The sequence below is a fragment of the Nostoc sp. 'Lobaria pulmonaria (5183) cyanobiont' genome (assembly GCF_002949795.1).
In the GTDB taxonomy this organism is placed as follows: Bacteria; Cyanobacteriota; Cyanobacteriia; order Cyanobacteriales; family Nostocaceae; genus Nostoc.
In genome coordinates, this window is record NZ_CP026692.1 from 2,405,622 (window position 1) to 2,428,898 (window position 23,277).

The following is a 23,277-nucleotide window of genomic DNA, read 5'->3' on the forward strand; positions in this document are numbered from 1 at the left end:
TATGTGATTGGGATGTCTTCGACGTTATTACGCTGGCCTTTGGGTGAATTGAGTCAACGACAACGGGGTTATCTGCAAACCATCCACGACAGTGGAGAACATTTATTAGAAATGATTAATGACATTCTCGATTTATCGCAAATCGAGGCTGGTAAGACAGCTTTAAATATTTCAGAATTTTCTTTGGTGAATGTTGCCGAAAATGCTATGAAGTCACTGCGAAAAAAAGCAACGAGCGAACAAATTAATCTTATACTTGATTTGCAAATCAATCCCAGGCGCGATCGCTTTACCGCCGATGCCGAACGAGTAGAACAAATTATTTTGAATTTGTTAAATAATGCGATTAAATTCACCCCTGAAAGTGGTAGCGTTACTTTACGTCTTTGGGTGGAAGATAATACTGCTATTTTTCAAGTGGAAGATACCGGGATTGGCATTCCCGAAGAACAATTACCATTACTGTTTGAGAAATTTCAACAACTCGATACACCTTATCGCCGCCGCTACGAAGGCACTGGGCTGGGACTGGCTTTAACTAAACAACTTGTAGAACTTCATCGAGGTCGAATTGAAGTAGAATCAACTGTAAGTATTGGCTCGATTTTTACTATATGGATACCAACTCAAGCAGTGAGAGTGGTGAGTTAGGAGTTAAGCAAGAGACGCGATGAATCGCCGTCTTTACAATAATCGATATTTTGTAGAGACGGCGATTTATCGCGTCTTTGTGATGATTTATTTCTTCAATTTGAGGCTAGGCTAATGAGCATTTTTTCAAAAATTCTCAATATTGGCTCCTCTCCATTGTCTCTAATAAAAAGGCTAAAATTTGGATGAGAGTTGATTTCAATTAACCAATATTGATTATCTCGATCTAAGACGATATCAAAACCACCATAATCAATGTCTAACTCTTGAAAAACTGGTTGAGCAAAATTAGTAATTTCTGATAGTATTTGTGGATCGTTGATATATTTGGCTTTCGCACCATCCCAGTGTAGAGGACTGAGATTACCGACAAATTTGGCATCAGTTATATCTTTTTCATAAAGCAAAACTAACTCTTTATTTAAGAAAACCGCTCTATATTCAGATTTTATGTGAATAAATTCTTGAGCAAGAGCGACGTAATCATACTTATTATTAATAGTAAAAATTTCTTTTAAAGCAGTTTCAATTTCATTTAGATTATCACATAAAAAGACATTATGTCCGCCCGCACCAGAATTTCTTTTAATAATCACTGGTGTTTCAAAATTTTCTTTTATTTCTAATACGATATCTGGAATAGTTGGAAATTTTAAGTAAATCTTATATTGGCTGTCACAAAAAGGCGAAAGAAAACCTACTGTCCGAGGAAGGTTAACTTTTTTATTTAAAACATGATAAGTGTATTCTTTGTCTTTGATAAGGTGTGCTACTGCTTGATTAAGTAACGGAGTGCTATAGTTACAAAAATAATGCTGTTTACTATTCAATTTTATTTTGATTAAGTTTTCAGATGGATGAAGGATTTCATAGCTGATGTTTAAGTTTTTACAAGCTTTGAGCAGTAGCGAAATGTTGTTTAACATAAATACTTAAAGTTAAACGTCTAAATTACGAATTACGAATTACGTAGCTTGCTTCTCGCCTTTAGCGAGTATTACGAATTATTTTAACTTGCTGTTTGCCGTTTAAAAATTACTATCTCAGTCCCAACAATCGGGTTACGAGCTATTAGCCTATTTTGGGAATCAGTAATTTCTAAATGGGTAAAATCAAGTTCTTGAGAGCGTTGTAATATCTTTGCAGCTAGTTTGTCTTGCTGAGATTCATTGAGAGTGTACCAATCATCACTAATTTTGACAGTCAAGTTACTTGTACGGAAGTTAGCTTGAATTGACTTTATCAGACCAGAGGCAATGCGATCGCTAATTTCGACTACCTGATTTTCAATAGCCGCAATCAAGGCTTGTTCAGGTGTCAATTCTATGATTGGTGTCGGCGTTGGCGTTGGCGTAGGAATTGGTTCCGGTGACGGTGACGGCGTTGGTGGCGTAGTTTGTACTTCTGGCGGCGGCGTAATTTCCTCTGGTGGCTGTGGTTCTGGTGCGACTGACTCCGGTGGAGTAGTTACCCTTGGTGTTGGTATCGGAACCTCTTCAACTGGAGGAACAGTTGCTACTTCCGTAGGTTTACCAGTAAAGATAGTCGTAGTTGTCCAAACGAGAATTACAGCAATTCCAGTAACAATTCCCGTCAAAGCTGTATCTGATAACTTTGTTGACAAATTTGATGGTAAAAACAAGCGGATTGTCCTTAACAGTCCACCCCACCACAACTGAAGCTGCTGAAAAAAACCAGGTTTTTCCTCAGTCCCAGGTTGGGGTGCTGTCTCCAGTTTTTCCACCGTTACTTCTAGAACCCCAATCGTCCCTTGAAGAAGTTGGATAATTTTAGTCTTCCAAAATGGCTGAACTCTCTGGTAAGGTTTTTGGGGAGGTTGATTTACCTTCTTATCCGTCGGTTTTGACTGATTGTCTTGTGACATGGAACTTTCACCAAAAGCAGCGAATCAAAGACAAACAACGTAGATTATTACTGGTGCTGCCTTCTTTTGCCTTAATGTATCACTTCATTGCTCATTGTTTCCGCTAAACTGACTATTTATTAAATTTGGTGACTTATGAAACTCAAACGCCGTCAATTTGTATTTTTAAGTAGCATCAGCGCCATTAGTACAGGATTTTTAAGCTGGATGTTTGCTCATCAAAATCATCAAAGTGCTGATATTAGCGATTCAACAACAGCTATAGCCGCCAACCCAGCCAAAAAAGACTTGTTATTACGTTTTGTGTCTGTAGCAGATACGGGAACTGGGGCTAAAGGACAGTATGCTGTGGCTAGAGCGATGAATGCGTATCATCAGAAAAATCCTTATGATTTAGTCGTTTTAGCTGGAGATAACATTTACAATAACGGCGAAATTGAGAAAATTAATGCAGTTTTTGAGCGTCCTTATCAAGGTTTACTGAAGCAAGGTGTGAAATTTCAGGCTTGTTTAGGCAATCACGATATTCGTACTGATAATGGCGATCCCCAAGTCAAGTATGCTGGCTTTAATATGAAGGGACGTTACTATACATTTCGCCGTGGAACTGTACAATTTTTCGCTTTAGATACTAACAGTAATGCTGATTGGAAAAACCAGCTACCTTGGTTAGAAAAAGAATTAAGTCTTAGTAATGCTCCTTGGAAAGTAGTGTTTGGTCATCATCCAATTTATTCATCGGGTCAGTATGGGAATAATCCAGATTTTATTAAAACTTTCACTCCTCTATTTCAAAAATACGGCGTTCAACTTTATATCAATGGTCACGAACATAGTTATGAACGCACTCGTGCTATTAATGGTACAACTTACTTAATTTGTGGCGCGGGTGCTGGTAATCGTCCTGTAGGGCGTTCTGAGTGGACAGGGTATTCTACTAGTGATTTAAGTTTTGCCTCTTATGAAGTGTATAAAGATAGAATAGAAATAAGTGCGATCGCTACTAATAATCGCGTTTTTGATAAAGGTATTATTCAGTTAAAATCAGCGTAATTATTATGAAAGTCAAGCGCTTGAAAATGCAATCCTTCCGTGGAATCGGTGATTTAACGCTTGAGTTCGATGAAACTAGTCCAACGGCGCTGATTGGTATTAACGGCGTGGGCAAATCTAGTATTCTTGACTGTCTGGCTATTCTTTTGTCACAGTTGATAAGGGATATTGCAGATGCAGAGTCAATAGGTAAAAATAGGAGTTTAGGAGGAGTAAATTTTTATGTAGTTTCTAAAATTCGCAATGAATATGAAAAATCGATTCCCGGAAAACCGGATATCGAAAAGCGTTTCTTCAGCAAAGAAGATATTACAAACGGACAGAAAAAGACACATAATACGATTAAAATTTTTCTGCAATCAAAGGAAGTAAGCTGGTTTCTTACAAACTTTAGTAAAGAACGCAATGAAGAGCTAAATAAAGAAAATGCAGAGTTAAATGCAGTTTCTCAAGATATTTACCGTAAGTGGGAAGCAAATCCTCAGTTTAACTTGCCTTTAGCAGTTTATTACCCAGTGAAACGTTCGGTTCTTGGGATTGATATGGAGATTACAGAAACGCATTCATTGAAACAGATAGATGCTTACGATCAAGCACTAAACGGAGTACAAATTAGTTTCCATAGATTCTTTCAATGGTTTAGATCATTGGAAGATTTAGAAAACGAAGAAAGGCGGGATAATCCTGAATTTAAAACCCAGCAGCTAGAAGCAGTAAGACAATCTATTTATTCATTAATTCCAGGGTTTTCTAACTTACGGGTACGGCGTTCACCCCTGCGAATGACTGTGCGAAAACAAGATGAAGAACTTACAGTAAATCAACTATCTGATGGGGAAAAGTGCTTGCTGGCTATGGTTGGTGATTTAGCAAGACGATTAGCGATCGCTAACCCAAGTTTACCAGATCCACTCGAAGGTGAGGGTGTTGTTTTAATTGATGAAATTGAACTTCACTTACACCCCAAATGGCAACGAGAAATTATTCCTGCTTTGACAAGAACATTTCCCAATTGCCAATTTATCGTCACCACCCATTCGCCTCAAGTAATTAGCCAAGTCAAGCCAGAAGGAATTTATATTCTAGAAAAAACAGACGAAGGTGTTGTTGCTAAAAAACCAGAAAGTTCCTTTGGGAGAGACAGTAATCGCATTTTAGAAAACCTCATGGGTGTTCCAGAACGTCCGCAGGAAATTAAGGAAAGTCTTTTAGAACTTTTTCGACTAATTGATGCTGGAAATATTGAAGGTGCTAGGCAATTACGTCAACAATTGGCTAATGAAATCGGAGCAGATGAGCCAGAGTTTGTTAAGGCGGATGTACTCATTCGGCGGAAGGAAATTCTCAACCGATGAAGCACATCAAAAAGAGTCAGGAACCAGAAAAATTTACCAAGTGGAAGGCTCTGGAAAATGATGATTGGAAACCTAGCTGGGATGATAATTTTCAAATACCAGAAAAATTTGTTGTACATGATGCTTTACTAAAAGAACAGGGATATATCTGTTGCTATTGTGGAATGCGTATCACTAGAACAACTAGCCACATAGAACACTTCAAGCCTCGTAGTACTTATCCAAATCTGGCGCTGGAGTACACAAATCTCATTGCTTCATGTCAAGGAGAAAGTGAAGAACCTCCTACTGTTCCGGTGCATTGCGGACATAAGAAAAAGTATTGGTACGATGAAAATTTGATGGTTTCACCTTTAGAAATAAACTGTGCTAATTTTTTTAAATATCCTGCTTCTGGTGAAATTCAACCGACAGATAATCCAGGTAAAAAAGTTGTTGCTGAAACAACAATTAAGAAGCTTGCACTTGACATTGACAAACTGCAAAATATGCGTAGAGTAGCAATTGATGCTGCATTACTGGCTACTGAAGGTTTGACTGAAATAGAAATAAAACTGCTAGCTGAAGGTTATGAAAAACTGGATGTTGATGGGCAATATACTCCGTTTTGTGCCGCAATTGGCTATTTACTCAAGAATTATTTTTGATTCAATAAAATATGTACGTAGGCGTAGCCCATCGTAGACATCACATTCACTTTATACTAAATAATATTAGTTTAATTATCACCGCAAAAGTTTATGATTCTTGAAGCAGTTATTCTTCATGTCAAACCTGGTTTGGAATTTGATTTTGAAGCTACTTTCAGAAAAGCTTCTAAAATTATTTCTTCAATGGACGGATATTTATCCCATGAATTGCATAAATGTATAGAAGTCCAAGGTAAATACTTATTACTTGTTAGATGGAAAACTTTAGAATCTCATACTGTAGGATTTAGAAGTTCTGCTGAGTATCAAGAGTGGAAAAAACTTCTGCACCATTTTTATGAGCCATTTCCCACTGTTGAACACTTTGAAGAAATTGAAATATGAAAAACAATAAGTTACAAAAACTCATTCTTTAATAAGTTCAGAAGAAGCTAGAGTTAATACAACCTAAGCTCAACTTATAAATGTTGGTGTTTTAGTTACAAATAACTCGTCTTTAGATAAGTAAAAATAATGTTAGATTTAATAAATTTAATGATTAATTATAAAAAATCCAAAAATGATAAGTAAAATAGAAGCTTTCGTTAATAAAACTTCTTCATAACTTATTAATGAACCAGTTTTAGTTACTACAGCATGTTCTGGAGTTACAAATGAACAAGTTTTAGTTACTACAGCATGTTCTGGAGCTATAAATGCTTCTTCTATAGTTGACACAGCTTGTTCTGTAGCAACGCACCATCAAAATATAGTCTACCTGGTCGTTTATATACCTCTTACTCTACTCGTTGCAACTGTGCTACTCTTGGGTCAACAATTTTTTGCCCCAAGCTGGCAAATTTAATTGCCACAGACATCTTATTACCCGTTCCGAAAACATGGGTAATTTCACCAAGTCCAAAAGTTTTATGTAATACTCGATCGCCAACTTGCCAACTCTGCTTCGTGTCTTGCTTTCCATTAGAATTAGAGGCACTTTTAGTATAAGTTTGACGATTCACGCGTCGAGTATCTAATAATTCTTCTGGTAATTCGTCGAGAAATTGCGATCGCATGGCGGGTTCACGAGAACCATACAAACGCCGTTCCCGCGCGTGTGATAAATACAACCTTTCTTGGGCGCGAGTAATCCCCACATAACATAAGCGGCGTTCCTCTTCCAAAGATGCAGGATCACTCAGCGATCGGTAGCCGGGAAATAGCCCTTGTTCTAATCCCACCAAAAATACTACAGGAAATTCTAGCCCTTTGGAAGCGTGCAAAGTCATTAAAGAAACGGCTGTCTGTCCTTCTTTTAAGTTATCCAAATCGGAACTGAGGGCGGCGCTACTCAGAAAGTCTCGCAGGGAAACCTCTTCGTTTTCTTCTTGAAATTGCAGCGCAGCGTTGTAAAGTTCCTGAACGTTTTGTACCCGATCTGTGGCTTCATCAGTACCTTGATTCATCAAGTCTTGAACGTAACCAGAGTCTTCTAATATTCCTTGTAAAACCTCAGTTACCGGAACCGTAGCAACTTGTCCTTGCCAACGGCTAATCATTGCGGCAAAGCTATTTACAGCTTTTGTTGCCCGTCCAGCTAATGTATTAACTGATGTTTCATCGCTGAGTATTTCCCACAAAGTTGTCCCTAATTGCTGAGATGCGTTCATCAAAGCATCAATAGTGGTTTTGCCAATTCCCCGCCGAGGAGTATTAATAACTCGTAATAAACTGACTGTATCAGCTGGATTATTTATCGCTCTTAAATAAGCAACGACATCTTTAATTTCTTTGCGATCGTAAAACCTCATTCCCCCCACAACTGTGTAAGGAATTTGATATTTCACCAACAATTCTTCAAAGGGACGAGATTGGGCATTCGTCCGATAAAGTATGGCAAAACTACCCCAGTTCAACTCTGGATTTTGCTGTTCTAAAGTGCTAATTTGATTAATTACAAATGCCGCTTCTGCGAGTTCTTCATCGGCTTTGTGACAAGTGATCTGTTCACCCGATCCCCGCGTCGCTTTCAGGACTTTATCAATCCGTTGGGTGTTATTTTCAATTAATTCATTAGCCGCTTGCAAAATGTTTTCACAAGAACGATAGTTTTCTTCCAGCTTAACCATCGTCCGGGTGTCATCATCTACCAAACCATCGCCAAAGTCTTCCTGAAATCCCAACAAGATGGTGAAATCTGCCATCCGAAAGCTGTAAATTGATTGGTCTGCATCGCCGACAACAAAAACTGAGCGATTTTGCCATTGCCATTCGCTCTTTTTGGTTTCGCCATTAGTAACTAATAAATTAATGAGTTGATACTGAGTGCGGTTAGTATCCTGATATTCATCTACGAGGATATGACGAAACTTGCGATGCCAGTAACCCAATACCTGCTCATTTTGTTGAAATAATCTAGTAGGTACAAGAATAAGATCGTCAAAGTCGAGAGCGTTGTTTTGTGCTAACTTATCTTGATATAAATTGTAAACTTGGGCAATTACCCGTCCGCGATAATTGGGTTGTTCTTGCTCAAATTCTTGGGGTGATAAACCTTGGTTTTTAGCGTTACTAATAGCGTAACGGACAGAGCGGGCGTCAAACTTCTTATCGTCTAAATTTAGCTCTTTATTAACGATTTCTTTGATCAGACTTATTACATCTGATTCATCAAAGATAGAGAAATTACGATTCCACTGGCGCCCTTTTTCGTCTACGTATTTTTCAACATCAAAGCGGAGAATCCGAGAAAATAGACTGTGGAAAGTGCCACACCATAAATCTTTGATCGTATTTTTGTAAACTTGCGATCGCAATTGCGTTTGTTGATATTCTGTCAACAAATCAAAACGCTTACCGTGTTCCTTCATAGCCAGTTGTTCCGCAAACAGCCGTTGAATCCGGTCTTTCATCTCCCGTGCGGCTTTATTGGTAAAAGTAACCGCCAGGATATTTTCTGGATCAACGCGGTGTTTGAGAATCAGATTGGCAATACGATAAGTCAGCGCTCGTGTTTTACCGGAACCTGCGCCAGCAACAACTAGCAACGGGCCGCAGTAGTGTTCGACAGCTTGACGTTGGCTGGGGTTAAGGTGACTGAGAAAGTCGATGGTTGTTGTCATGGATGTGAAAAAGCGATGTCTCCGAAGGTCACTGAGCTTGTCGTTCGCGCAGCGTCTCGTAGATAAGTGCGGGCTATTCGGCGTCGCCTGGCGTCACATCAATAGAGAGTTGCTATTGCCCAGGTTACAATATCCTAACGAAACTTGGTCAACAAAGATTGCGTAGCATAGTACTTTGCTTCCCTGTCACTAATACTCTTGATTAGAAGTTCTCCCTATACCCTTTCGCCCACCAGGTTGTACAGGTTTTCCATCACTTTTCACTATTACGTTAACTTTTCTACGTAGATAGGTTAGCCATCAGTTATTTCCTGCGCGTTGTGTCGTAAAATCAGCAACGGGGAATCAAACATCATAAAAATGCTGGACAAGCTCTAACTTGTTCTGTTGTCAACGGAGCTTATAGCTATTTTCAGTTAATTGAACTACCGATTTTCGCAGGGACATGGCAATGTTCCCTATTCTGTGGTTGATTTGCTTGAAAAACGCTGTAATACCTAACCGAGAGTATTGTCATTAATAGGACTATTCACTCCTTGAGTACCCAATTGACATTGGGTCGCAATACACGATACATCATGATTCAACCGTTAAATTTTTAAAGATGAAAAATTTCTTTAATTTCAGGTTTAACCAATACAAGGAGGGGTGGATATGGATATCAGCTTAATTGTATCCAATATTTTGAATCCGCCAATCCTGTTTTTCTTTTTAGGCATGACTGCTGTTTTTGTCAAGTCTGATCTGGAAATTCCCGCACCGATGCCCAAACTCTTTTCGCTGTACCTGCTGTTTGCCATTGGTTTTAAAGGGGGGGTAGAACTAATCAAAAGCGGCATCACTCAGGAAGTAGTTTTAACACTTGCAGCAGCAATGATGATGGCTTGTCTGGTTCCAATTTACACCTTTTTTATCCTCAGGTTGAAACTAGATACTTACGATGCTGCTGCGATCGCTGCAACCTACGGCTCTATCAGTGCCGTCACCTTCATCACGGCTAGCGCTTTTTTAACTGAGCTTGGCATTACTTTTGATGGTTACATGGTGGCAGCCCTTGCCCTGATGGAATCCCCAGCGATTATAGTTGGTCTAATTTTGGTGAATATATTCACCGCTGATGGCAAGCGGGACTTTTCGTGGCCAGAAGTTTTGCAAGAAGCATTTCTTAATAGTTCAGTTTTTCTATTAGTCGGTAGTCTCTTGATCGGTGTCTTGACAGGAGAACGCGGTTGGCACGTATTAGAACCCTTTACTCAAGGGTTGTTTTATGGCGTTCTCACCTTCTTTTTACTGGACATGGGACTAGTCGCTGCCAGAAGAATTAAAGACTTGCAAAAAACCGGAGTTTTCCTAATTTTATTTGCCATACTAATTCCAATACTCAATGCAGCCATTGGGTTGATGATTGCCAAATTGATCGGTATGCCTCGCGGAGATTCGCTGTTATTCGCTGTACTGTGTGCCAGTGCTTCTTACATTGCTGTGCCAGCGGCGATGCGGATGACTGTTCCAGAAGCAAATCCCAGCCTGTATGTTTCTACTGCTCTAGCAGTGACATTCCCGTTCAATATTATTGTGGGAATTCCGTTATATCTCTACGGAATTAACCTATTTTGGAGGTAAGAATATGCACATAGTTAAAAAGATAGAAATTATCGCCAACTCTTTTGAGCTTGCCAAAATTTTAGATAATTTAGACAAGTCTGGTGTACATAACCATGCCGTAATCCGAAATGTTGCTGGTAAAGGATTACGAGGAACGACAGAAGATTTAGACATGACCATGCTTGATAATGTTTACATCCTCGCGTTTTGTATGCCAGAAGAACTCAAGCCTGTTGTCGAAAATATCAAACCACTCCTTAATAAGTTCGGAGGTACTTGCTACGTTTCCGATGTGATGGAAATTCGCTCTGTCAGATGTGTTGCGTCGATGTAAGAGAGTGATAAATTCAATGAAGCATTTCATGGAACGTCGTGACTTTTTGAAGTTAGGAATGACTGGAGCGTTTGGGATGATGCTATCTGCCAGCGATTTCCTCTGGCGGGTTAAACAGGCTAAAGCTGCCGAAATCCCCTCAACTTCCCCTGAATCTCTCAGTCCCGATGCAGCCTTACAAAAGCTGATAGAGGGAAATCAGCGGTTTATTGATCATCATCCCCAATACCCCGATCAATCTGCGCTGCGGTTGCAGGAAGTTGCTCAAGCTCAACATCCATTTGCAACTATTCTTAGTTGTGCGGATTCACGAGTACCCGCAGAAATTGTTTTCGATCAAGGCATTGGGGACATCTTTGATGTTCGGATTGCCGGAAATATTGCTACACGTGAAGCGATCGGCAGTATTGAATATGCGGTTGTCTTGTTAGGTTCTCCGCTACTGATGGTGATGGGTCATGAGCGTTGCGGGGCTGTAACCGCTGCTGTCCAAAACCAATCGTTGCTTGGTGATATTAGTACTTTTGTTAAGGCAATTAAGCCAGCCGTAAAAAAGGTCAAGGGTCAGCCGGGTGATGCAGTTGAAAATGCCGTGGTGGCAAATGTGCAATATCAAATTGAACGGTTGAAGCACTCAAAGCTTTTAACTGAGCAGATGGAGTCAGGCAAATTGAAAATTGTCGGGGGTCGTTATGACTTGGATACAGGGAGGGTGAATATTATTACTTAATTCGGCAAAGGATTCCCAGATGAGGGGGAGCAGAGGAGACAAGGAGACTTACAGCTATTTTCAGATAAATAGACCACGCGGTAGGGGCACAGCAATGCTGTGCCCTTACGACAGATGTGGTTCAAATACATGAAAATTGCTGTAAGTCAGAACTTACAACAAGTAACAAGTCTTTCCCCTTGTCCCCAAGTCTTCTTTCCCATGCCCAATGCCCAATACCCCATTCAATCCTGCACAGTCATTGGCAGACGAATAGTGAAAGTAGAGCCAATTCCTGGTTCACTTTTGACAATAATTTCACCACCCATCATCTGGCAAAAGTGGCGGCTAATTGCCAACCCCAGTCCCGTACCTCCATACTTTTTCGTAGTTGAAGTATCACCTTGTGTAAAAGGTTGAAATAACTGCTGCTGTTGACGGTTAGACATACCGATACCTGTGTCGGTAACGGTGAAAATAATGCTGCCCAAAGGAGCCTCCGGTCGAAATTCATCCTTTTCTCTGCTGACTGTCAGCATCACCTTGCCGTTTGTAGTAAATTTACTGGCGTTGCTGAGTAAGTTTAACAACACCTGCCGCATCCTAGTTTGATCGGCGTACATGGTGCCAAGTTGCTCATCAAAATTTACTTCTAAAACATTGGCATTTTTTTCTATAGCTGGTTTGACTGTGAGGACAACGTTATGAATCAGCGTCGCAATCTCGAATGTCTCAGGATAGAGGGTCATTTTCCCCGCTTCAATTTTTGACAAGTCGAGGATTTCGTTAATTAAGTGCAGTAGATGCTTACCAGCAGCGTTAATTGTTTCTAAGTCTGTGATAAAGTCTGCCGATAAACCAAGATCGGTAGCGTCGTCTTCTAGTAGTTGGCTTAAGCCAATGACAGCATTTAACGGTGTGCGTAATTCATGGCTGACATTGGCCAAAAATACGCTTTTTGCCTTGCTAGCAGCCTCGGCTAATTCTTTAGCTTGTTGTAGTTCTTTTGTTCGCTCAGATACTCGCTCAATCAGACGATTTAGAGATTTTGCGAGTAGGCCAATTTCATCTTCAGTGGTGACGGGCGCTCGCAAATCGAAATTATGTTTCCTTGCAACTTGTTCAGCTACTTGGGTGACAGTGATAACTGGTTCTGCGATCGCCCGACTGGTACGCCAAGCTACAATAGCTGCGATCGCTACCGAAACCAGCATACTCACGATCACGATCAATCGCTCAACTATTCTCGCCTCCTCAACGGCTTTTTGCCTTTCTTGCTCTTGATCTTCAGCAGTTTGCAGGATGTTAGTCAAGCTTTGAGAAAGCTGGTCTAGTTGCATGGCTGTTTCACCACGCATAATTGTTAATAACTGCGATCGGGCAGAGGAAATCTGTTGAGGCTGCACTTTTTGAGAGTCAATTTTCTTTAAGACGACCTCGATTTGGTCAACGTAAGCTTTTAAATTAGTCTTATAATCCAGTAATAAAGTCTGTAAAGTCGAACTTGTTGCTGCTAATCTTTTAGGTTTACTATCGATAAATCCGCCAATTTTTGACTCTAGTTGCTTGGCTTTTTCAACATTCTTCAGAAAATCAGCTTTTTTGCTTTGCAGTTGTTGTGAATTTTCTAATACAGCAACTAGGTTAGAACTATGTAATTGCGCCCCTACTACTGCATCTTTATAATTACTCAGTAGTTGTCCTTGTTCATAAGCTTGATTGAATTGTCTCACTTCCCTTCCCCGGTAGTAATTAGCAATCACTAACCCAGTCAGTGAGCCAAAAAAGCCAATTCCGATCGCTACAAAGTACCCATAGCCAATTTTTTGATGGATACGCCAAGAACTAGCTTTGAGTTTCCCTCGTGAAGGAAATTCTATAGTTGGGAGTTCGTCTGTCGATGGCTCTTCGGCTGACACTTTTTTGCTTTCTGAACTGCTGTAGATAGGGGTTGGCTTTTGAGGAAGGCATTTCTCAAACCTCCTTGCCTTCCCGCAAAAATAATCAAATTAGTCTAGATTGTCAAAATACCTTAATTTAGTCATTAACATCTACATTATCTTCTTTTATCGCCAGAGCAAATCATTGCTTGCTAGATAATTAGCATCACCTTAGATTATATAAGTAAATTTTATAACTAGTCAATTAAGTATAATTACTAGATTTAACAGAATTCACTTTTTTTTAGGAGCAACGATATAGTTTTCTGCACTAAAGACGCGCCTGAGAGCGTCTTCTCTTTACCACACTACTTTCTTCAATATGCGGTTGATAGCAAGCAATGAGTTCTTGCGATCGCCTACGCCATTACTCTACCTTACTGCTTCCTTATAAAATTAATACAATCAGGAAAAAACCAAAAGGTTTGATACTTGTTGGGAATAGGGCATGGGGCAAAACAGTTTCGAGTTCCTCGGCTTAGAGTAAAGAAGTGAGATTCCCCACTCAGCACTCAGCACTCCTGAAGCCATCACCAACAGTAGCACCGATATCAACTAGACATTCCCCACTCAGCACTCAGCACTCCTGAAGGGCATTGGGCATTGATTATTTCTCCCTCATACCAGGCGTACATATCATAAAATAGTTTAAAAGTCTAGTCTATGTTAACACACAAAAATATTTATTTCGTATTAAAATCAATACGAATGCCTTAATTGACGAACGCGGCTTAAGATAGCTTTAACATCAGATAAAATCGGCTTCTAGGCTTATAGAAATTAGCGGGAGACTGATTTTTGCATGATTTGTACTTAATATTTAGTACGATTATGAGCAAATGACATGGAATAGGATAATCACAACCTGAGGATTCCAGTTGATTCCAAAAATAGAATTCAGGAAGTTGATTATAATACATCCTGCTGCCTTTTGAGTTCTATCCTCCTACTGACTGTCTACCTTGTAGTTGATGCAGTAGATAGTATGAAGCAACTATGGTTATAGGACACTAAAATCTTTTTGTGCCTTTCACCAAATTGTACTGATGCACAAGTACATCACCTAATCAACAATCTTTTGGTTGTAATTATCCCCGATTAGAAAAACTCAACTGTCAAATTAATAGGAGTGAAAATGCCAGAACAAGAACTTACTGAAACCGCATCTAAAGATACTACAGTGGCAGAGATTAACAGCCAAACGGGAACCATCACCAAACTTCAGCCTCCTGCACAATCTCAAGATGAATGGCTAAAATACGGAGAGCAAATTTCTACCTTTTTAGCAACATTACCAGATTATCTGGGAAGCTTCTTTAATCAATATAAGCAACCCCTGGTAACAGTTGGTTTAATTGTAGGATCAATTGTTGGGGTTAAAGTACTCTTGGCAGTATTAGATGCTTTGAATGATATCCCCTTGGTAGCACCTTCTTTTGAGTTGATCGGTATTGGTTACTCTGCCTGGTTTGTTTACCGTTATTTACTCAAAGCCTCAACTAGGAAAGAGTTAACTAGTGAAATCACCACTCTGAAATCACAAGTTGTCGGTAAACAAATTCCAGAAGTTCCAGAAGCTTAATATCTAATTATCGCTTCTCTACCAGACGCTACGCGTAGCTTGCTCCTGTGTAAAAGTACGCTCTAATTCCAAATCACCGAAGTCTGAACGCCGACTTCCGGCGTTCAGACTTCTCTCAATAATTCCCTACGAAGTTTATTAACACTTCGTATAGAACTCGCTCCTTCTGAATCCTTGCTTGAATTACGAATTAGTAATTATTGTTGAGGCGAACCTCCGGTGGGCAATTTAACTTTTGGGTTCGGTTTTGGAGTCTGTGGAAGTTCTGGAGATATTTTGGGCGATGGCTGCGGTAGGCTACGCCTACGCACTATATTAGGAGATGTAATTGCCGCCAGTTTGCCCCGTTTGACTAAAGCTTGATGAATCATCGCCGCCACTTCTGCCCGACTAGCTACTTTGTTGGGATCGAGGACTTGGGGATTTGGATAGTTAACTACCAAACCATTGGTTGTAGCAGCGGCGATTTTACCGATAGCATAAGGTGGAACATCTTTAGCATCTTTATAGACACTGATAATCTGATTTGGGGAAGTGGGTGCTTTCAAATTCAACCCACTGACAAGGGCGACTAAAACTTGCACTCGTGAAATATTTTGTTGTGGTTTGAAGGTTTTTTTCGGGTAGCCTTTGAGAAATCCCGCACTGATGGCTTGGTCAATTGCTGGACTTGCCCAGAATTTTGTTGGTACATCTTGAAATGCGATCGCAGTCTTAGACGGTTCTTGGTCAAAAGCTTTTTCTAGTATGGCAGCAAATTCAGCACGGTTTACAGGCTGATTTGGTCTAAAAGAATAATCAGGAAACCCTTTGAGAATGCCCCGAGCAGAAAGAACGTCTATAAAACGCCGACTCCAAAAGTTATTGGGCACATCGTTAAATGCAATTGGCGGCGGAATGATTGATTTTGGTTTTGCCGGAGTTACTAAAGGCAACGCTGATGATCTAACTGATGACTCAAGTTCTATTGGAGAGGATACAGGTGTTTGTGCTTGTGGGGATTGAGTTGGGATTACCAGAATAGATGGTAACATTGCACGGTCAGGAGTTGCGCTGTTAGTTGGGAATGAACGTGTTGTGGGTTCAACAACAGCTTCAGGTGGAGAAGAGGGCAAAACGTTGTCGGGGACTGCATAAGGTTTTACCTTGGCAGTAGGAGAGGGCAATACTGGATTTGGTCGAACACTAGGAGATGGAGTAGATGAAGGCAACAGCAGCCCGTTTAAGTTCCAACTAGAATCCCTGCGGGACAATGACCAAAAAAGAATCGCTCCGATAGTGGCGAAGGCAACCAGAATGGCTATAAATTCATCAAAGCCAAGGGCAGTTTTTTGGGATGACTCCGGTTCGGAAGGAGGTCTATTTGTCATCGTGATTACCCAGGTAGCAGTAAAATTTGTGTCTAAACAAATTAAGCCACAGATGACTCTTTTACACCAGCCCTTTTTAATTCGTAATTCGTAATTCTTATTAAAATATTAAGCTTCTGGTTCAATGCCGAGCGATCGCAATTGGGCAGCTAGGCGATCGGCTCTTTGGGATTGCTGTTCTGCTCTTTGGGATTGCTGTTCTGCTCTTTGAGATTCCTGTTCGGCTCTTTCATCGCCATTCAACAACAAATTACCTTGTAAATCCCACCAACGCAGCCAGGGTAATTCCACATTCTGATAAACTCCTAGCCATAAGCCTAATTCAACACCCAAAGAAACTATAGGATAATGTCCTCGTTCATTTGCTGGTAATATCTGATACTGTCCTTCAATTAGATGATAAACTTCTAGGCTGGCTTTACTCGCTTCATAAATGCCATAGAAGGGAGGACGAATGACTTGCTCATAAATCCAAAATTTCCCCTTCAAAGGAGTTTTATCCCGTTCTTCACTACCATCCCCAGAGACAAATTCTAAGACAATCAACGGGGCAATAAACTCTCGCCACAACACATAAGAACGTCGCGTTTTCCCATTGAGCAAAAATGGTACATTCGGTACATAAAACCAATCAGGTGCTTCTGCGCCTTTTTCAGGGGGATCAGTCAAGCGCCAGTAAATGCCTAAGTCTTGCCCTATACAGTATTCACCTTCAGGATTTAATTGCTTGAGGATGGGTGTAATAGAGTCAGTCAGTAAAATGCTTTGGGGATGTTCTTGCCAGTTCTTCACAAAAGTACCATCAGACTCAGGAAGTTGAGTATGATCCGGGAAGGGGAAAGGAGTGAGGGCGTTGGGCGGATTGGTTACAGAGGTCATAACGCTACCTTTGCACTCTTCGTAAAGGTTATTTTTAGTTTAGCTTGCGATCGCTTTCTCAATATTCTCCACCCAGATTATAAATTGCACCCCAATTACTTCCAGTCGCCTAAGAAAGATTTTTAGCTTGACAGACCACTAGTTTATTAGATACCTAAACTAAAACCGGATTTTGAGGGTGACAGAATGTAAAATATTAACTTATTCTTTACCTGTCTTTGAAAAAATCAGGGTGTCTAGTGCCAGAAGAATTTAGTTACCAAATTTCACCACCATTTTTGTCTGAGGGTAGCGATCGCGATCTTGGTTTAGATTCAACTCTCCAAGAACTACCAATGTATAACTTCTCGGTGGAAATCAACCACACTGGTATGGAAGTGGCTAGTTTTTTGGAAAAATACCCCCTGTTACCAGGAGTAATTTTGGTAGAACAGGGACAGTTCATGGGGATGATTTCGCGGCGGCGACTACTGGAATTTTTGATTCGTCCATTCGGACAAGAGTTATTTGTTCAGCAACCATTAGCTGTTCTCTACAGCTATGTGCGGACACCGATTTTGCTAGTTGCTGATACAACATCGATTTTAACTACGATGCAACTTAGCTTAAAGCGATCGCCTGAATTATTAGCAGAACCAATTGTCATACAAACGGAATCTGGCGCTTATAGATTGTTAGATGTCCAAGAATTAAATATTATTTCTTGGCAAATTCGGGGTATCGACAATTTGATCCGCTATGAACGCAGTCAAGCCCAAATGATTCAAAATGATAAGATGGCAAATTTGGGGCGTTTAGTAGACGGCGTAGCCCACGAAATTTTAGACCCAGTGGGTTTTATTTGGGGTAACATAATTTATGTTTCAAACTACAGTCAAGATTTACTCAAACTCATAGCGGCTTACGAGCAAAATTTACCATCAGTTTCTCCGGCAATTAATCAGATTAAAGAAGAAATTGAATTTGATTTTTTAGAACAAGATTTGTCGCGATCGCTTGCTAGTATTCGCACGGGAGCGGAAAGATTAAAAAAACTCGTTACTAGCTTGCAAAACTTCTGTCATATTGATGAACTTTATCCGAAGCCAGTAGACTTACACGCCTGTATAGATAGTATTATTCTATTAATTAATAGCCGTCTTCAAGGAGAAATTGAAATCGTCAAATACTATGGTCAATTACCCCCTGTGTATTGCTTTATGGGGCAATTAAACCAGGTTTTGATGAATATTTTAAGCGAAGTTGTGGATACTTTACTCAATGAAGCAGTGCGACAACAGTTAAATTTAGAAGAGACAAAGACTGTTCAAAAACCCCGAATTGAGATTACCACAGAAGTTATATCACAAGAAGCAAGCAACCCAGATGCACCAGATTCTCGCTGGGTTTTAATTCGCATTGCTGACAATGGCTCTGGAATGTCTGAAGAATTACAACAGCAAATTATGGAGTCTTTTTCTCTGGAAACAAAGAATGGGAAAAATACTAGTTTGGCAGTAAGTTACCGAATTATCACCGTCAGACATGGCGGAAAATTAAATTTTCATTCACAGATTGATATAGGTACAAAATTTGAAATTTTATTACCTTTAGTTTGATTTACTCAGAATTTAGAATAGCCATGATAACGTTTCGTTATATTAGACAAATTTTCTGCTGGATAGGAATTTGAACCACAAACTCCGTTCCCTTTCCAGATGTGGAAAAAAATTCTAACTTGCCGCCATGTTTTTTGGTGATGATTTGATAGCTGATAGCCATTCCCATTCCTGTTCCCTTACCAATAGGTTTGGTTGTGAAGAAGGGATTGAAAATCTGTTTTTGAATCGATTCGGGAATACCGGAGCCATTGTCTGCGATCGCAATTTTTACCCATTCCGAATCAACGACAGAGGTATGAATCGTGATACAACTGGGATTATCCCGGATTTCTTGATAAGTTCGTTTGGTATTAAGTTCTTCAAGGGCATCGACAGCATTTACTAGAATATTCATAAATACCTGGTTTAACTGTCCGGCGTAGCATTCTACATTGGATAAATTGCCGTAGTCTCTGATAATCTGAATCTCTGGACTTTTGTCAGTGGCTTTGATGCGGTGCTGCAAAATCATCAAAGTATTGTCGATGCCTTCATGAATATCTACCGCTTTGAACTCACTTTCATCTAGGCGCGAGAAGTTACGTAATGACAGCACAATATCTCGGATACGCTCGGTCCCAATATTCATTGAGTCCAATACCATAATCGCATCTTTTTTTAGAAAGTCTAAATCGATGGTTTCGCTTTCGGTTTGAATTTCAGCAGGTGGGTTGGGGAAGTAACGGTGATAAAGCTCGACCAGTCGTAGTAAATCATGGGTATATTGCTTTATATGGCTGAGGTTTCCGTAAATAAAGCTAACAGGATTGTTGATTTCGTGAGCAATGCCTGCCACCATTTGACCCAGGGCAGACATTTTTTCGCTTTGAATCATTTGAGCTTGCATTTTATGCAATCTATCTAACGTATTTTCTAATTCTTGGCTTCTATGCTGCAAGTCTGTGCGAGAGTCTTCTAACTCACAAATAACTTGCTTTAGTAAAAATTCCTTCGTACTAATGTCAGTTTCTAGCTGGCAGCGTTCAGCTTCGCAGCGTTCCAGCTTTTTCCGCAAGATACGGTTTGTCTTTTCCAACTCTTGGATCTGTATGGAATCGTCTTGGTTATCCATACACTACTCATTTTGTCCCTATTAGTAGTGTGACAAACGTTTTATTATGAAATTGCGTTTGACCTTTGCTCACCAAAGGAGCAATTTCACCATAAGCGTAGAAACCACAGCAAGGCAATGCCTTTGGTAAATGAGTTTTCACAAGCTGATACTCAACTCTTGCCAGAGTTCCCAGAATTCGCCGCCGGGCTGCACAGGAAATAAGTAACGCTGCTGTTGGCTCCACACCCGGATAATCGGCAAGAGCATTCTTTAGGGATGCCTCAGAAGCTGATAAAATATTGTCACGAGTTGCATCGGTGATTTGCACAACTGCCTGTTCAGGAATATCAGAGAAGAAGGTAACGCTACCAGATTGTTGATCGTAACCATTGGGTGCCCGCATATAAAAATGGTCTTGATCCTCAAAAAGCGCCAAGGCATGAATTGCAAAGTTGGCGGCAAATCGTTCTTCACCGAGATAGTGCTGATAGAAATCTAAGGCACGCTGTCCATCAATTTCATAGACTACATTGCCATTAACTTTAGTTACACGGCTACGTTGACTGATAGGAGTCCAACCACTGGCAACTCCGTGGGAAAATAATAGTTGTCCAGAGAACAGCAGCACTGGCACTGAATCACTTAACACTTCACCCTGGAAGAATTGGTAGGTCTTGTCAAAAGTATAGTCATCGGCAGCCATACCCCCAACGATCGGAACATCCTCTCCCAAGCTTTGTTTTAAACCATCTAAAATCAAGACCCCATTACTCGTCAGGCTATCAGGAAAGGTGAGGCACAATTGTGGGGAGGATGCACTCTTTGCCTTTGCTTGTGCGATCGCTTCTTGGGCTGCAAGGGCTGGATTTTTGGATGCTCCTCGTCCAATACCTGCCCGAATTTCCACTTCATCTGTAGCAAACAGCATTAAGGTTAAAGAATCTTGCTGAAACTCCAGAATTGAGGAGATTTCTCCATTCGTAGTTCCACCAATCAACTCAATTCCGGGGAAAGCATTCTGGATGTGTTGCAAAATTAACGCATGGTCAAAGTCTATAGCAGTGAATAAAAGTCCAGCCTGAGGAATTGCTCCTGCAAGGGAACGGCTACATTCTTGAAGAACTTCAGCGATCGCATTTTGAGAATCAGGATCGTCACTATGACCAACAACAACTCGAAACACAACTATTTACTACCTTATTGTAAGTTTTAATACTAGTGTGCTAATTCAATTTCGATATCAGCACCCAGTAACCTACATTTAGATTTCCCACTTACTTGAACTAAATCTCGATTCACCTGATTGTTTATTTTTCGCTGTATCTGACGATACGAAACATGCTTAGGATTTGTGTAAAAATAACCTGAACAATTTTTGTGTGAAAGCTAGATTTAGCAAGCTATTCCAAATAAATTTTGTACAACTTATTTTTACATGATGCCTTAAGAGGATGTTTGAAAAGTCGTATTGTCGGTATAAAAACTTCTATATCCCCCTAAATCCCCCTTATAAAGGGGGACTTTGATTCCGGTTCCCACCTTTTTAAGGGGGGTTAGGGGGGATCAAAAAGTGCCTAAAATCATAGTGAAATACTTTTCAAACAACCTCTAACAAACTTGGGGAGCATTTTCTACAAAATCAACTCCCTAGTTTCCAGTCTCCCGTTCAATTCATCTGCAATAAATTTTCGCCACGTTGGTAAATTTCTCGTGCGTGATCAGTCCAAGCACCTTGTCCCCAATAACGAAAACAACTAGTTTGTAGCAAAAGGTTATGTAGGAGAACGTTACGGTATTGAGATTGTCTGGTAATCGGTTCTGCTGAGTCAGTTTGCAGTAATGGGTCAATTTTTTGATGAAATAAACTGCTTAATTGATACATGGGAGACAACACATTTTCATATCCTTTTACCCAACTGATATGATTTGTCCACGAGGCTCCATCCAGATGAAAATTAGAGTTTGTTTGCTTTAATTCTTGAATGGCATTCTCTACAGCTTCCGGTTGAATATTATCTGGTGAAACTCGCTCCCAAATTTGATGTTGTCCCACTGGCTGACAAGTTGGATAATCTTCAGGTTTGCATCCGGCTGCTTCGATTAATTCTAAATACTCTGTACCACACATCCCAACAACACCTGATTTTCCTCCCCCATTATTGACCATATCCCACCAAGCTTGTTTAAAAGCGCTAGGAAATTCATTCATCATCACGCCGCCATTTTCACCATCACCAATTTGGCTAACTATTGGTGGTACAAACACACTGCCAACTTGTTGTTTGGATAATGTTTTAGCTTCATAATAAGGCTGCATTTGAGCAACTAATTTCGTATCGGAACCTTGGGTTTTAATTAAGGCTGTGATGCTAATTGTTTCACCTTGAGAATTCCGGGCAATTAGACGATGTGGTAAATGTTTATGAGTGAGAGATTGACCAGTAAGAGTTTCTACAGAATGTTCTTGAACAAGTAACCAGCGATATCCACATTCTTTCAGCGCTTTCACAAATTCAAACAGAGCATCAGGGTGATTTGGTAGGTGCATTTCTGGGGGCGAAAATCCTTTGACTCGCGCTAATGCTTCCCAGCCAAAAATTGCGGCAAAGTGATGTTGCCATGCGATGATATGCAATTTAATATCTGCTATGGGTGTGGAAGGAATAACTGCATGACCCCACATTGTACCTAGCCACTCTACGTAAGGTTGATAGGTGCGATCGCAAGTGATACGTTTAAGATTATCCAGAACATCACCGCGTCCCATTTGTCGCAGTCCCCACAGAAGATTACCAGAGTAATCCAACATCACACGCGGATTGCAACCTTGATTTACGAGTTCGGGGATCATGTCACCCATGCGGCTGTAACAATAGGCAAAGGGATCTGCATTGTGGTTATCCCCTTCATGGGGATGTTCAAACATATATTGCAGATTGCTGATCAGTGTACCGCCATTTCCAGCAGGTATAGTTGGCTGGTGCATGTGTAAGGCGATCGCAAACACAGCATTTACGTCTTCTAAACGAATATTCGTGGTTGGTAAAAATACTGGTCGATCGTGGTTAACCACAGAGAGAACCTCTGTTTCCCAACCAGAAATATTCGGCAAGCCATCAATGATTTCGGGCAAAGGAGTCAGGGTTGTGGGGAAGGAAAGCATTTCTGATTGCTCCGAAACAAGGTATGTCTAATTATGCGATCCCACAGCAATTTCTGATCTACAACTTTATCTATTAATGCAAACTGCGATCGCCTTGTAGTCCCGCAATATCTGTGTAATCCAACAGAGTAGATAGCATATTTATACAAAAATTACCAAAAAATATTCGGTAACTCTACTTAATTTTGTTGCTATAGCCATACATCTGTACAGCCCTACAGCTGATTCATTATGTTGCAAAGATTTTTGGAAATGGTATGATACAACTCGAAATTAAGAAATTCAAAACACAGTAAATATTAATAT

20 protein-coding genes are annotated in these 23,277 nt (G+C 40.3%); 10 read left to right on the plus strand and 10 right to left on the minus strand.

Annotated features, from left to right (window positions below; translation table 11 throughout):
- The first annotated feature begins 3 nt into the window (after nt 1–3).
- Nucleotides 4–651: a sensor histidine kinase gene (locus NLP_RS36030; RefSeq protein WP_442946662.1), complete on the plus strand. Its 648-nt coding sequence runs from the start codon at nt 4–6 to the stop codon at nt 649–651.
- 95 nt (nt 652–746) lie between these two features.
- On the opposite strand, the gene NLP_RS10340 is transcribed toward NLP_RS36030, so the two are convergent.
- Together NLP_RS10340 and NLP_RS10345 are read right to left on the minus strand one after the other, a co-directional pair.
- Nucleotides 747–1,577, minus strand: a complete 831-nt coding sequence (locus tag NLP_RS10340; RefSeq protein WP_104906334.1) for an ATP-grasp domain-containing protein — start codon at nt 1,575–1,577, stop codon at nt 747–749.
- An 83-nt stretch (nt 1,578–1,660) separates the two neighbouring features.
- On the minus strand, nt 1,661–2,536 hold the full coding sequence (locus NLP_RS10345; RefSeq protein ID WP_104906335.1) for a hypothetical protein: 876 nt from the start codon (nt 2,534–2,536) through the stop codon (nt 1,661–1,663).
- Between the two features lie 135 nt (nt 2,537–2,671).
- Between NLP_RS10345 and NLP_RS10350 the strand changes: the two genes are divergently transcribed.
- The 4 genes from NLP_RS10350 to NLP_RS10365 all read left to right on the plus strand — a co-directional run bounded on the left by NLP_RS10350 (nt 2,672) and on the right by NLP_RS10365 (nt 5,978).
- Complete coding sequence (locus NLP_RS10350; RefSeq protein ID WP_104906336.1) at nt 2,672–3,589, plus strand: metallophosphoesterase family protein; 918 nt, start codon at nt 2,672–2,674, stop codon at nt 3,587–3,589.
- Nucleotides 3,590–3,594: 5 nt separating this feature from the next.
- Complete coding sequence (locus tag NLP_RS10355) at nt 3,595–4,944, plus strand: AAA family ATPase (RefSeq protein ID WP_104906337.1); 1,350 nt, start codon at nt 3,595–3,597, stop codon at nt 4,942–4,944.
- Nucleotides 4,941–5,591 (plus strand): retron system putative HNH endonuclease, encoded by a 651-nt coding sequence (locus NLP_RS10360; protein WP_104906338.1) that lies wholly within the window; start codon nt 4,941–4,943, stop codon nt 5,589–5,591. The genes NLP_RS10355 and NLP_RS10360 overlap by 4 nt, the downstream gene beginning before the upstream one ends.
- A gap of 93 nt (nt 5,592–5,684) precedes the next feature.
- The gene (locus NLP_RS10365) at nt 5,685–5,978 is read left to right on the plus strand and encodes an antibiotic biosynthesis monooxygenase family protein (protein ID WP_104906339.1); all 294 of its coding nucleotides are present in this window, start codon (nt 5,685–5,687) and stop codon (nt 5,976–5,978) included.
- A gap of 147 nt (nt 5,979–6,125) precedes the next feature.
- Here NLP_RS10365 and NLP_RS10370 read toward each other — a convergent pair whose 3' ends face one another.
- Nucleotides 6,126–6,311 (minus strand): hypothetical protein, encoded by a 186-nt coding sequence (locus tag NLP_RS10370; RefSeq protein WP_104906340.1) that lies wholly within the window; start codon nt 6,309–6,311, stop codon nt 6,126–6,128.
- A 59-nt stretch (nt 6,312–6,370) separates the two neighbouring features.
- The gene (pcrA, locus tag NLP_RS10375) at nt 6,371–8,695 is read right to left on the minus strand and encodes a DNA helicase PcrA (protein WP_104906341.1); all 2,325 of its coding nucleotides are present in this window, start codon (nt 8,693–8,695) and stop codon (nt 6,371–6,373) included.
- A 654-nt stretch (nt 8,696–9,349) separates the two neighbouring features.
- On the opposite strand from pcrA, the gene NLP_RS10380 reads away from it, so the two are divergent.
- From NLP_RS10380 to NLP_RS10390, 3 genes are read left to right on the plus strand one after another with little or no spacing between them, the layout of a single operon-like run.
- Nucleotides 9,350–10,318, plus strand: coding sequence for a sodium-dependent bicarbonate transport family permease (locus NLP_RS10380; protein WP_104906342.1), 969 nt, complete (start codon nt 9,350–9,352; stop codon nt 10,316–10,318).
- Nucleotides 10,319–10,322: 4 nt separating this feature from the next.
- Nucleotides 10,323–10,634, plus strand: coding sequence for a P-II family nitrogen regulator (locus tag NLP_RS10385; protein WP_104906343.1), 312 nt, complete (start codon nt 10,323–10,325; stop codon nt 10,632–10,634).
- Between the two features lie 28 nt (nt 10,635–10,662).
- Entirely contained in the window at nt 10,663–11,364 is a 702-nt protein-coding gene (locus tag NLP_RS10390) for a carbonic anhydrase (RefSeq protein WP_104909832.1), read from the plus strand.
- Nucleotides 11,365–11,588: 224 nt separating this feature from the next.
- Here the strand turns inward: NLP_RS10390 and NLP_RS10395 are convergent, their stop codons facing one another.
- Nucleotides 11,589–13,262: a sensor histidine kinase gene (locus tag NLP_RS10395; protein WP_199784796.1), complete on the minus strand. Its 1,674-nt coding sequence runs from the start codon at nt 13,260–13,262 to the stop codon at nt 11,589–11,591.
- Between the two features lie 1,156 nt (nt 13,263–14,418).
- On the opposite strand from NLP_RS10395, the gene NLP_RS10400 reads away from it, so the two are divergent.
- Nucleotides 14,419–14,865, plus strand: a complete 447-nt coding sequence (locus NLP_RS10400; RefSeq protein WP_104906345.1) for a CAAD domain-containing protein — start codon at nt 14,419–14,421, stop codon at nt 14,863–14,865.
- Nucleotides 14,866–15,062: 197 nt separating this feature from the next.
- On the opposite strand, the gene NLP_RS10405 is transcribed toward NLP_RS10400, so the two are convergent.
- Both NLP_RS10405 and NLP_RS10410 read right to left on the minus strand, forming a co-directional pair.
- Nucleotides 15,063–16,235, minus strand: a complete 1,173-nt coding sequence (locus NLP_RS10405; RefSeq protein WP_104906346.1) for an S-layer homology domain-containing protein — start codon at nt 16,233–16,235, stop codon at nt 15,063–15,065.
- A gap of 108 nt (nt 16,236–16,343) precedes the next feature.
- A complete protein-coding gene (locus tag NLP_RS10410; RefSeq protein ID WP_104906347.1) occupies nt 16,344–17,114 on the minus strand; it encodes a Uma2 family endonuclease in 771 nt (256 codons plus the stop codon).
- 239 nt (nt 17,115–17,353) lie between these two features.
- Here NLP_RS10410 and NLP_RS10415 point away from each other — a divergent pair, with 239 nt between their 5' ends.
- Entirely contained in the window at nt 17,354–18,712 is a 1,359-nt protein-coding gene (locus NLP_RS10415; RefSeq protein ID WP_104906348.1) for a sensor histidine kinase, read from the plus strand.
- A 37-nt stretch (nt 18,713–18,749) separates the two neighbouring features.
- Here NLP_RS10415 and NLP_RS10420 read toward each other — a convergent pair whose 3' ends face one another.
- The 3 genes from NLP_RS10420 to NLP_RS10430 all read right to left on the minus strand — a co-directional run bounded on the left by NLP_RS10420 (nt 18,750) and on the right by NLP_RS10430 (nt 22,971).
- Nucleotides 18,750–19,826: a sensor histidine kinase gene (locus NLP_RS10420; RefSeq protein WP_104906349.1), complete on the minus strand. Its 1,077-nt coding sequence runs from the start codon at nt 19,824–19,826 to the stop codon at nt 18,750–18,752.
- Nucleotides 19,827–19,833: 7 nt separating this feature from the next.
- Nucleotides 19,834–20,991, minus strand: coding sequence for an FIST signal transduction protein (locus NLP_RS10425; protein WP_104906350.1), 1,158 nt, complete (start codon nt 20,989–20,991; stop codon nt 19,834–19,836).
- A 483-nt stretch (nt 20,992–21,474) separates the two neighbouring features.
- Nucleotides 21,475–22,971 carry a glycosyl hydrolase family 57 gene (locus tag NLP_RS10430; protein ID WP_104906351.1) on the minus strand — a complete coding sequence of 499 codons (1,497 nt, stop codon included), beginning with the start codon at nt 22,969–22,971 and terminating at the stop codon, nt 21,475–21,477.
- Nucleotides 22,972–23,277: the final 306 nt, after the last annotated feature.